Raw genomic sequence first — 13132 nt, forward strand, 5'->3', positions numbered from 1 at the left:
TACAGGGTATTGTGAGATGATGGCCCACACTGGGACTCTGTATCTTTGCAAATTGCGGGAAGGTTCCTATGAACAGGATCACTGCTGCCCTCTATAGGTTTTTAGTCGTCTATCTTTCGGTCGCGATGGTCTTGACCTCGATACCCCTTGCGCCCAGCACGGCCTATGCCGATGATGCCGGGGCGGTCGCCGTGGAGAGCGAGGCCCAAGAGACCGACTCGGGCTCCGATACCGATGCGGTCGATGGATCATCACCTTCGGACGAAAACGCTTCGTCCACGTTTTCCGACCAAACGAATAATACGCAGGACGACTCATCCAACGCGGCATCCGACACCCCCGGGACGAGCCTAGCGCAGGACCTCACAAGTGCTGCGACTGATTCCGATGCTGCAAAGAGCTCGCCTGCAACGTCAGAGTCCTCGTCCGATGACAGCGAAGTCGATCCCCTCGTGTATGAGGACCCAACGGTCTACGAGTATGCCAAGCTTATGCCGAACGGCTATGTGTATCCGTGCGATGCAAGCGGAAGCGTTACGGTAGAGATCGATGGAAACGACCCGTACGGGAGCTCTGTCGACGGTAAATTGGTAACCAATCTGATCGTTGATTACGGAGTGGATGGGGTCCCCGGATATATTTGTGAGTATTCCTCCAATTTGCGTTCGGTGCGTTTTGAGAACAGCTCTATTTCTTCAATTGGACTACACGCCTTTTCTGGGTGCTCCAATCTCGCCGATATCAGCTTTTCCGGTATGACCATTGGGGGCATCGGAACAGAGGCGTTTTCTGGGTGCGGATCGCTTACGAGCCTGAACATTAATGACGTTGCTACCATCGGCTCTATGGGCGATGCCGCGTTTGCCTGGAGCGGGCTGCGGTCTACGGGTCTCGACAAGGTCGTTGGTCTCAGTTCGATTCCTGAGAACGCTTATAATGCCTGCAGCGCTCTGACCGATACCGGTCTGGGCGGGAACACATCCATCACGTCAATCGGCGTTAATGCGTTCAAAAACTGCTCCCGCCTTGCGACGACCGGACTTGAGAGCAATACGACGATCAAGACGCTCCGCGAAGGTTGCTTCTCCGGGACCAATATGAGCGGCGGGCTGACGCTGCCCCTTTATTCCAAAATCGAGGAATTGCCGAGCCGTGCGTTCTATGGCTCTAAGCTCGAAACCGTGTACCTTGGGTGCGACCATGTGGTGCTCATTAATTCCACCACGTTTCCCAAGCAATACATGACTGTCATGGTCCCTGCCAAGATGGTTTCGCAATACGAAAGCGGCCACCCTAAAGAGGTTTGGGAGAGCTGTAATGGTAGCCTGCCCGTCCCCGTAGGCAAGATGCTCCAAAAGATTGAGATCTCGCGTGATCCCGACAAGATGGCCTATCAGCCGGGGGAAAAGATCTCGCTCGAGGGCATGAGTGTCACATTTCAATATCCTCATTCGACGATGGATAGCGACTACGAAGCGCTCATAAAGGAAGAACTCGGCGAATACCTTACGGCGACCCCCTGCGATGGTGATGTCTTCGACGAGTCGATGGACGGAGAACCTATACAGCTCGTGTACGACGATGGCTACACGCGCCTTGTCGCGTACAGCAAGGGCAACCTGCAGCAGGCGGCCTACGAGTATGCCAAGCTCATGCCCAACTACTATCTGTATCCGTGCGACGCAAACGGAAATCTTACAGTAGAAATCGATGAGAACAGCCCGCGCGAGAACTCTGTCGATGGTCGAATGGTAACGAATTTGATTGTCGATTACGGGGTTGATGAAGTCGACGCACAGCTCTGTGCTGACTCTACCAATCTGCGTTCAGTGCGCTTTGAGAATAGCTCCATTTCTAAAATTGGACTGCACGCCTTCTATAACTGTCCGAATCTCACCGATATAAGCCTTTCCGGTATGACCATCGGCACCATCGGGAAAGAGGCATTCTATGGCTGCAAGTCGCTTACGAGTTTGAACATCAACGAGGTTGCCACTATTGGCTCTATGGGCGACGCCGCGTTTGCCGAGAGTGGACTGGTGTCCACGGGGCTCGACAAGGTTGTCGGCCTCACATCGATTCCCGACAGAGCCTACGAAGGCTGCAAGGCTCTGACCGATACCGGCCTGGACAAGAATGCCTCCATTACATCGATTGGCGTTTGCGCGTTCAGGTTTTGCTCGAACCTTGCTACCACAGGGCTCGAGAGCAACACAACGGTCGAAACGCTTGGCCACACCTGCTTCTACGGCACCGACTTGAGCGGCGGGCTGACGCTGCCATATAACTCCAAGATCGAGGAGTTGCCGGAAAAGGCGTTTGGCAGTACCAATCTCGAGACCGTGTTCTTTGGGTGCAACCATGCGGTGCTCATTAACACCGACACGTTCCCCAAATACAACATGACCGTCATGGTCCCCGCAAAGATGATTCCAAAGTACAGCAAGGGAGAGCCCAAGGCTGTTTGGGAGAGGTGCAACGGCTGCCTGCCCGTCCCGGTGGGCAAGGTGCTCGGGAACGTTGAGATCTCATGCGACCCCAACAACATGACCTATGAGCCGGGGGACACCATTTCGCTCGAGGGCATGAGCGTCGAGCTCGATTACCCGCATTCGGTATCGATTTGGAACTACGAAGCCCTCATAAAGGGAGAACTGGGTGAGTACCTTACGGCGACTCCATGCGACGGTGACGTCTTCGATGAGTCGATGGACGGACAGCCCGTAAAGCTCGTTTATGACGATGGCTATTCACATTTTGAAACCCAGACCAAGGGCACGCTACAGCTTAAGAAGCCTGAGCCGACGTCGTTCCAGATCTCCTATGCTCAAACGATCGATAAAGGCGAACGCAAACTGATGGACGGCGTTGAGCTGCCCGATGTTTCCGGCGCGACGACGATCGATGCGGGCGCCGAGGTCACGCTCGATGCCGGTGCTTTGGGGATGCTCAACGACAACATCACGTTTAAGGGCTGGTATGACACCGAGTCCGGCAAGTACATCTCCAAAGAGACGGTCTACACGTTTACGCCGGATAAGGATCTGTCCCTGGAGGCTCGCTTTAAGCTCAAGGACTATGCGGTGCATGTCAACGATGCGCAGGCGACCGATTCGTCGCAGGACTATGCGCACCTGAGTGTTACCGCCCAAAACTGCTATCGCAATGCCGGCGAGACGGTTGAGGTTTCCGCCGTCACGGATAACGCCCTGTTCCTAGGCTGGTATCTGGGCGAGGGCGATGATGCGTACGCCGCGAGCGATCAGCTCGACTTTACCTATACGGTGGACAAGGCGGACGCGATTGTGTCCGAGGACAAGACTGACGCTAGGATCGAGATCACTCCGCGATACTGCGCTCCGCAGGCGAGCGTTGTGCTGAGTGTGGATGGGGTCGATGAGAACGGGCAGCCGCTCGGGCAGTTCCTTTCCACCGGTCTGTACGGCATCGGGTCGCGCGTAACGGTCGTGGCGGTGCCAATGCCTGGCTATGTGTTTGACTACGCGACCGATGCCCTCGGCAACGTTGTCTTTACCGGCGACGATGGTCCGTCCTACACGTTTGTGCTCGAGGGAGATGCGCAGTACACCGCGCATTTCCGCGAGGCGACTGACCCCGACGAGTCACTCGCGGCGCTGAAGGCCGCGCTCATCGCCGCGATTACGGCTGCGGCCGTTCTCGCCACCATGTATGGCCTGGGCGAGATTGTCGACCCCATCGCGGCCGACGCGGTGATTGAGATCGGTATGGCCGACAACATTGAGGATGTTGCCGCTGTGGGCACCAAGGTGCTCAAGGAGATTAAGGACATCATCGACGACCACAAGAAGCCCAAGCCTCATGGCGACCATAAGATTGAGATTATTGCCACCGCGCAGCCCGAGGTGGGCGGTGCCGTTACCGGAGGCGGTATCCACTATGAGGGGACGGTCGCCACGCTCGAGGCTGTCGCCAATCCCGGCTATCGCTTCGTATGTTGGAAAGAGAACGGCGTCGAGGTCTCGACATCTCCTCTCAAGACGATGACGATCACGGACCTGACGCCCGAGGTTGTAAAGATGACGGCCGTCTTTGAGAAAAAAGTCGAGGTCACGGCAGTTGCCGAAGCCGATGGCATTCAGGCCGATTTTTCGACAGGCTGCACCGCAAGCCCTGTAAAGCAGAGCATCACCCGTGGCGATCAGGCTATGGTCACTGCGAGCGAGGGTCCCGACTATGCCTTTGTGGGATGGTTTGAGGACGGCATCGAGGTTTCGCCCGAGCGCACGTATATCTTCAAGGCCGAGGTCGACCGCCATCTGGTTGCGCGCTTCCGCAAGGCGGATAAGACCATCCTGGTGAATACCGATCCCTTCGACAGCGCCGAGGTTCTGTGCGATGGCGTACCGGTCGTGGACGGCAAGGTTCGCGCGAAGGATGGCGACATTCTCACGTTTACGATGCGGCCCAAGGTGCGCCCCGACAATCCAGAGAAAACGTACCGGTTTGTAGAGTGGCGCGAAACCGATGCGCAGGGCATCACGATTGCCAACAAGCAGGAAGTTTGCGAATACCGCGTTAACGGGAATGCCCGGATCGAGGCTGTAATGGACGGCAGGGATGCGCATACTGTGCGTGCCGAGGCCGACCCGCTCGAGGGCGGTACCGTTACGCTGAAGCGCGGTGAGACTGCTGGCATGGTACTCGAGGTTCCCGAAGGCGAGCGCGTGACCGCGGAGGCCGCCACATCCGAGGGCTATATCTTCGACGGCTGGTATCTGAGCAACGGCGGCTCGGATGCCACCTCGACGCTGGTTTCGAGCGAGCGCTCCTATACCTTTGAGCCCATTACCGACTGCGTGATCCAGGCAAAGTTTACGCGTGCCTGCAAGGTGGACGTTGTCGTTGAGCCGGCCGCGGCCATGGCGGGCAAATATTTGGTGCACGGCGAGGGCTACTGCATGAAGGGCGAGCCTGCCACGCTGAGCATTGAGCTCACGGCCGAGGCGAGCAAACACTTTACCTTTAAGGGCTGGTACGACGCCAAGACGGACCTGCTTTTGGGCACCGATCCCAGCTACCTCGAGTTCTATCCCGAGGACGTGGAATGCACGGTGCGTGCGGTGTTTGAGGAAAACACGTATACCGTGACGGCGAAGGCAAAAAAGACCTTTGTTGAGCGCGGTGCCGTTGAGATCGAGGGGCACCCGGGGGCATCTTCTGTTACCTGTGGCTACGGCGATACGGTGATGCTCAAGGCAAAGGCCAACGACGGCTATCGTTTTGACCATTGGAAGGATGGCTCCGGTAAGGAGTACGATACCGCCGAGCTGGTCGTCAAGGTCACCAAGAGCGATACCTATACCGCGATTTTTACCGACTCAAAACCCGAGGCCATCGTCACCGCCGATTCATGGCTCGGCGGTATCGTGACGTGCAATGGGACCGTGGTGAAGCCTACGACCGATAAGTTTAAATTAGGGGAAACCCTTCATTTGACGGCCAAGGCCCATCCTGGCTTTTTGTTCTGGGGTTGGTACGTCAATGGCCGCCTGAAGAGCCTTAAGCACGAGACCTCGTTGGTTGCGAAGGCTCGCGGTAAAACCGGGCACTGCGTTATTACCGCGGGCTTTGTGCCTATCGATACCGTCTGCGTGCCCCTCGCTGATCCTGCGGAGGGCGGCACCGTCAAGGCGAGCCGCGTTCTTGCGGACCGCGGCGCGGAGGTTGCCCTTAAGGCAACGCCCAATCCCGGTTATGTCTTTACTGGTTGGTATACGGCAGACGGCACGTTTGAGTCTGCCGATGCGGAGTTCACCTGCCACCAGGAGCGCAGCCATGTGCACGTCGCTCGCTTTATGGCGAAAAGCTATGACGTCGACGCCACGACGGTAGTCGATTCCGGCACCGGTTCGCTGGTCGAATCGAGTGTCGCCGGCTGGGTCGAGGGCACGGGTACCGTTGAGGCGGGGCATGCCGCCACGCTGACCGCGCATGCGCTTTCGGGCTATGCGTTTGAGTATTGGGCCGATGCTTCGGGCGCCGTGGTAAGCCGTGACAGTACCTATCACGTGATGCCAACGTCCGACACGACGCTCCAGGCCGTGTTCTCGGCAAAGCAATATGCGGTGGACGTCTCGTGCGAGGAGAGCATGGGCACGGTCGAGGGCGCGGGGGCGTATGCCGCTGGACAGGTCGCAACCGTGCGTGCGGTCGCCGCCGAGGATACGGCTTTTGTGGGCTGGTTCCGTAACGGCACATGCGTGAGCTCCAAGAAAACCTATCGATTTACCGTGCGTGAGGATACGTCGCTCTATGCCGTCTTTGCGTCGGGTTCGTATGTCGTGCATACCGTTGCTTCGCCTGCCGAGGGCGGAGCCGTGAGCGGCTTTGGTGGCTATGAGGCTGGCGACCGCGCAACGCTTCGTGCGATCGCCAACACCGGGTATTCGTTTGCGGGTTGGACGGACGACAAGGGCGAGACAGTCAGCGAGAACGCCGACTATACCGTTAAGGTCGCGGGTGACGCCACCTATACGGCGACCTTTACGCCTAAGTCCTATCAGGTCGTTTTGAGCGCGAGTGACGATAGCGTTAGCACCCTGAGCGGCGAGGGCTCCTATCAATTCGGTGATACGGTCGAACTCAACGCTACGCCTATGGGTACCAAGCGATTTGTCGGTTGGTATGTCCTGGATGCCGAGGGCAACAAGTTGCTGCTGAGCTGCGACGCCCATTGCTGGGTTAAGCTCGACAAGGACATGGTCGAGGGGCTCGAGGACGATACGTTGGAGCTCCAGGCCGTGTTTGCCGATCCGTACGAGGTGACCGTTACGGGCGAGGTCGTGGTGAAGGACAAGGCTTCGAACAGGGGCTGCCGTGTTACGGGCAGCGGTAGCTTTGCCGTGGGCGACCAGGTGGAACTGTCCGCTGTTGCCGGTATGGGCTATCGCTTTGTGGGCTGGAGCACCGATAAGGAGGGCACCTCGATTGTCGAGACCGCGACGACCCTCGATGTGACCGCCACGCAAGACATAACGTACTACGCGCAGTTCGAATCCGATGGACAGGTGACCATTACCGTCACTGGCTCGTCCATCTTCCGCGGTACGGCCCTTCTGATCGACGGCATTCCTGCCGGCAGCAGGTCCTACGACAGGGGCGACATGTTTATGGCCATCGCGATTCCGTGGAAGAAGTACCACTTCTCGCATTGGGTCGACGATGCGGGTGTCACGGTGAGCTACAGCGCGTTCTATATCGGTACCGCAAAGGAGAATAGGCAGCTTACGGCCGTGTTCTACGAGACGGGCTACGATGTTCAGGTCGCTACGTATCCTAAGGATGCTGGCTTTTCGATGGTAGCGCTCGGTACGGGTGGCTCCTACCACTCCGCGGCGATTATGTTTACCGTGCCGCATAAGGGTTGGAAGTTTAAATACTGGGTCGATGAGAACGGCATGCCCGTTGGCTTTACGCCGGTCATTAACCGCGTGGTGTTTGGCAACCGAACCTTTACGGCCGTTTATGAACGGGCGACGATGTCGGTGACGGCGGTTGATCCGCGTCAGGGCGGACACGTCGAGGGTTCCTCCGAGGACGAATCTCTGGGCTATGCCGTGACCAACGAAGTCGAGAACGGTGAGTCCACGACCCTGACTGCCGTTCCCGATGCGGGGTATGTGTTCGATGGGTGGTATGCGCGCAATGACGACGGGTCGTTGGGCGATGAGCCGCTGAACACGGATACTACCTGGACGTTTGTCCCCGAGGACAATATGACCGTCGAGGCGCGCTTTGCGGAGGCGCCCAAGTACAAGGTGACGGCCCGAGCGGTCAACGGATCGGTTGATTCGGAGTCTGCTTTGGTCGCTACGGATGGTAAGGTGACGCTTTCGGCGACGCCCGATGAGGGCTGCTACCTGACGCGCGTGACCGTTGCCGAAGAGGCAGGTGATGACGGTTCGGCCGGCAATGCCTATGACCTTGATATTTCTGACTATAAGGGTGGGGCGTACGAGGTCACACTGAGTGGCGTGAGTGCTCCGCAGCAGGTCACGTTTGAATTCGTGAAGGCTGCGGCTCCGGAGGTGCTCGCTCAGCCGCAGGATGCGAGTGCTTACGAGGGCGATCCGGTTGAGCTTTCGGTCGTCGCCGAGGCGGGGCGCAACGTTCGCGTCCATGCGGCCGTGTCATCTGGATCCGCTGCAGACGTCAAGCTGAGCTACCAGTGGTATCGCGTGTCTGACGATGGCGGCAAGGCGGTGGCGCTGAAGAGCGAGACGGGGGAGACTCTTTCGATCGCCCAGCTCGACAGCGACGGCGAAGGCGAGTACTTCTGCCGCATTACGCAGAACTACCTAGGCACGGTGGCAAAGACGGATACCGAACATGCGAAGGTATCCATCGTGCCCCGAGAAGCACTTGTGTTTAACGGGCGCGTGCTGCCGGTGGCGACCGCTCACGATGAATACCGCGCGCAGATTGCCGGCGCTATGGGCGGCAAGGCGCCGTATGCGTACAACTTGGATGATGTTGAGGTTCCTGAGGGCATGCAGCTGACGCTGGCAGATGACGGATCGGGCGCCTTGGTGCTCTCGGGCGTGCCTGCGGCCACGGGTGTGTGTCGCTTCAAGATTAGGTGCACTGATGACCTGGGCAACAAGTGCGATGCGCACTTCGCGCTGCTCGTGAAGGCGAAGAAAGCCCCGCTTGCATTTGAGGGCCAGACCTTTACCTACAACGCGACGGCGCAGGCCCCGGAGCTCTCGGGCGTGCCCGAGGGTTGCGAGGACGATGTCAAACTGACCTATGTTGGCACGGGTGACACACATTACTCGTCGGATCAGGCGCCGGTGGATGCCGGCACGTATCGTGCGGTGGCGACGCTCGATGCCAAGGGATATGTCGGTAATGCCTCCTGTGACTTCACGATTGAGAAGGCCCCGGTCGATATTTCGATCGAGACGTCTGATGTGACATACGATGGCGCACGACACGGTGCGGCGGTTGCGGTTGCCGGCCTTGATGCGTCTGCCTATTCCGTTGCCTATCGCGGTATAGATGGAACGTCCTATGGTCCGACGGCGCTGGAGCCGTGCGACAGTGGCAACTACCGCGTCACGGTTAAGGTGACTGACCCCAACTATCAGGGTAAAAAGTCCGCCGAGTTCTCGATTACAAAGGCAAGCCAGGTCATTATGGGAACGACGAGCTATTCGGGTGTTTACGGTGGAGACCCCATTGTGTTTAATAACGTTGCCCAGACTCCCGTGAGCTTTGAGCTGGTTGATTCCGATGACGATGCGGGCCCGGTTTCGATTAAGGGACGCTGCGCGACGGTGAAGGCCGCCGGTACGGCACGTGTTGTCGCCCATGCCAAGGCGTCTCGAAACTATCTTGCCGCCGAGGACGTCGGGTTGTCGGTTTCCGTTGCACCTGCCCAGTTGCTGGTGAAGGTCGACGATGCCGAGCGCTTTGAGGGCCAGGAAAATCCCGAGTTTACTTCCAGCTTGGTGAGCCGTTGCGACACCTCGGACGTAAAGGTCACGTACTTCTGCTCGGCGAATAAGAAATCGCCAGCGGGTGAGTACCAGATCGACGCGGCGGTCGCCGATTCGAACTTTGATGTCGCGGTCGACCCCGGCACGCTGACGGTCAAGAAGAAGCCCGAGCACTACAAGGTGACGGCGAAGGCAGTCAACGGTTCGGTCGACAATGCTTTGGTTTCGGTTGTTGAGGGCGGGGACGCGACCCTCTCGGCGACGCCCGACGAGGACTGCTACCTCGAGCGCGTGACGGTCGTGCAGGCCGGCTCGGATGCGACCGTTGACCTCGACATTTCTGATTACAAGGGCGGGGCGTACAAGGTCACGCTGAGCGATGTCACCACATCGCAGGAGGTCGCGTTCGAGTTTGCGAAGGCGGACGCTCCGCGTGTGGTCGCGCAGCCGCAGGACGTGAGCGTCCATGAGGGCGATTCGGCTGTGCTCTCGGTCGCTGCCGAGGCAGGCAAGAACGTCGCCGACCACGCGGCCTCGTCCACGGGTTGCGCTGCCGAGGTTGAGCTTTCCTACCAGTGGTTCCGCATGGCGAATGGCAAGGCCGTGGCGCTCGATGGCGAGACGGGGGAGACGCTCTCGCTCGCGGACCTCGATGACGAGAAAGCCGGCGAGTACTTCTGCCGCATCACTCAACGCTACCTTGGTACTGAGAAGCAAGCGGACAGTGATTGTGCCGCCGTTTCCGTCGTGCCGTGGGACACCCTTGTGTTTAACGGCGACCTGCTGCCGGCAGCGAGCGCGCACGGCACGTACCTCGCAACGATTGCCGGGGCCGCGGGCGGCAAGGCTCCGTACGAGTACGCATGGGATAAGACGAAGCTCCCCGACGGGCTCAAGCTCTCCCGTACTTCGGGCGGTCTGACGCTCTCTGGTGTTCCGTCCAAGACGGGCGTTTTCGCCTTCGATATTACGTGCACGGATGCCCGTGGCGAGGCCATGACCGCCCGCTTTGCGCTCGCTGTCCAGGCAAAGCGCGTAAAGCTTACGTTTACGGATGGCGACTTTACCTTTAATGGCGCGTCGCAGGCCCCCGAAGTTTCCGGTGCTCCCAAGGTCTGCAAGGGTGACCTGAAGGTCTGGTACTACGGATGCGGAAGTACGCAATATTTCTCGACGGATGCCCCGACCGATGCCGGCACATACCGCGCTGTCGCCACGCTGCGCAGCCACGGCTACATCGGTGCCGCTGCCTGCCAGTTCGAGATCGCTCCGGCAAAGCTCAAGGTGAAGGTTGACGACGCCGAGCGCTTCGAGGGAGAGGCGGACCCGGCGTTTACCTCGAGCCTAGAGAGTGCGGTTGATACTTCGGGTGTGAAGGTCGAGTACTCCTGCGATGCCGATGAGAGCTCTCCTGCTGGCAAGTACCAGATCGGCGCGACGGTCACCGATCCGAATTTCGATGTCGACGTCGTGCCCGGAACGCTGACGGTGAAAAAGAAGCAGGAGCCCGTCGGTCCCGACCCGGTGGTTCCGGACCCGGACAATCCGGATAACCCCGACCCGGACAACCCGGATCCCGATCAGCCTGATCCTGGTCCTAACCCCGGCCCGGATAATCCGGAGCCCGATAATCCTAATCCGGATCCCAAGCCTGATCCAGATCCCAAGCCTGATCCAGATCCCAAGCCTGATCCCGATAATCCCGACCCTGATAACCCCGAGCCCGATAACCCGGACAAGCCCGAGCGCTTTGAGGTGACGGCAAAGGCGGTCAACGGTTCGGTCGACAACGCTTCCGTCACCGTTGATGCGGGCGGCGACGTGACGCTCTCGGCGACGCCCGACGAGGGCTGCTACCTCGAGCGGGTGACGGTCACGGAAGCCGGCTCGGACAAGGCCATCGATCTCGATATTTCCGGCTATGAGGGCGGAGCGTACGAGGTCACGCTGAGTGGCGTCACCGCGTCGCACGAGATTACGTTCGAGTTCGCGAAAGCGGACGCTCCGAAGGTGATTGCGCAGCCACAGGACGCGAGTGCCCACGAGGGCGATGCTGTTGTGCTCTCGGTTGCTGCCGAGGCGGGCAAGGGCGTCCTCGACCACACGTCCTCGTCCACGGGTTCCGCCGCCGATGTCGAACTTTCCTATCAGTGGTTCCACATGGTGGGCGGCGAGACCGTGGCGCTCGAGGGCGAGACGGGGGAGACGCTCCTCATCGAGGGCCTTGATGAGGATTGCGCCGGCGAGTATTTCTGCCGCGTCACTCAGCGCTACCTTGGTACCGAGGCGCAGGTGGAAAGCGATCGTGCCGTCGTTTCCGTTGTGCTCCGGGATGCCCTCGTGTTCAACGGCGGTCTGCTGCCGGTCGCACGTGCGCATAGCACGTATCGAGCGACGATTGCGGGTGCCGCGGGTGGCGAAGCTCCATATGAGTACACATGGGACGACGCTAAGCTCCCCGACGGGTTTAAGCTCACCCGCACAGCGGGCGGCCTGACGCTCTCGGGCACCCCGTCCAAGGCCGGAGTGTCTAGCTTTGACATCACGTGCAAGGACGCTCGGGGTGAGACCGGGACCGCGCACTTTGTTCTGGTCGTTCAGGCGAAGCGGGTCAAGCTTGCATTTGAGAGCGGCAACTTCGTCTATAGCGGTGACGCCCAGGCGCCCGAGGTCACGGGGGTTCCCAAGGCCTGCGAAGGTGACCTGAGGGTCAGGTATTACGGGACGGGCGGCACGCACTATTCGTCGAGTGAGGCCCCGACCGATGCCGGCACGTATCGCGCCGTTGCCACGCTGCGAAGCAACGGGTATATCGGCGCCGCCTCGCGCAAGTTCAGGATTGCGCCGACGAAGCTTAAGGTAAAAGTCGACGATGTTGAACGCTTCGAGGGAGAGATGAATCCCGCCTTTACCTCGAGCCTAGAGAGCTCGGCCGATACCTCGGGCGTGAAGGTCGAGTACTCCTGCGTCGCCGATGAGAGTTCTCCGGCGGGCGAGTACCAGATCGAGGCGACGGTCACCGACCCGAACTTTGATGTCACGGTTGAGCCCGGTACGCTGACGGTGAAGAAGAAGCAAGAGCCTGTCGACCCGGACCCGGTGGTTCCCGATCCGGACAAGCCCGATGGACCCGATCCGGACAAGCCGGACCCGGACCAGCCTGACCCGGACCAGCCGGACAAGCCCGAGCCCGACCAGCCTGACCCGGGCAGGCCCGAGCCCGGCAAACCGGAGCCTGATCAGCCGGACAAGCCGGACCCGGATAACCCGGATAAGCCTGAGCCCGACAACCCGAGTAAGCCGGAGCCGGAAAAGCCCGGAACGCCCGATTCGGACCAGCCGGATTCAAAGGATCCGACAAAACCCGGTAGTTCGGATGACTCCGCAGCTGATAAGGCAAAGGCATCGGGCGCGGAAAACTCCGGCAAGAAGGAATCTTCCAAGTCGAGCGCTCAGCAGCTCGCCGATACGGGCGATCACGCGCCATTGGCCGTCGCCGTGGCTGCGGGCGCCGTTGCGCTTATCGCAATAGCGCTCGAGCTGCTGCGTCGTCGTCGCTCGGACGCGTAACGGCTCAAAAGGGGTGGCTAGATTGAAGCTGTGCGCGATTTAGCCTGCTAAAGCGTATATACTTGCGGGACGGGTCTTGT

General features: G+C 59.5%; 1 protein-coding gene. It reads left to right on the forward strand.

The window, feature by feature from the left end:
* The first annotated feature begins 68 nt into the window (after window positions 1–68).
* Window positions 69–13052 carry a leucine-rich repeat protein gene (locus tag DXA43_RS05105; RefSeq protein ID WP_117806452.1) on the forward strand — a complete coding sequence of 4328 codons (12984 nt, stop codon included), beginning with the start codon at window positions 69–71 and terminating at the stop codon, window positions 13050–13052.
* Window positions 13053–13132 lie beyond the last annotated feature (80 nt).

Source organism: Collinsella sp. OF02-10, from assembly GCF_003463445.1.
Classification (GTDB): domain Bacteria; phylum Actinomycetota; class Coriobacteriia; order Coriobacteriales; family Coriobacteriaceae; genus Collinsella.

What these genes read in the sequence shown, in the direction of transcription:
- DXA43_RS05105 (WP_117806452.1), top strand. Translation starts at nt 69, where the DNA reads ATGAACAGGATCACTGCTGCCCTCTATAGGTTTTTAGTCGTCTATCTT.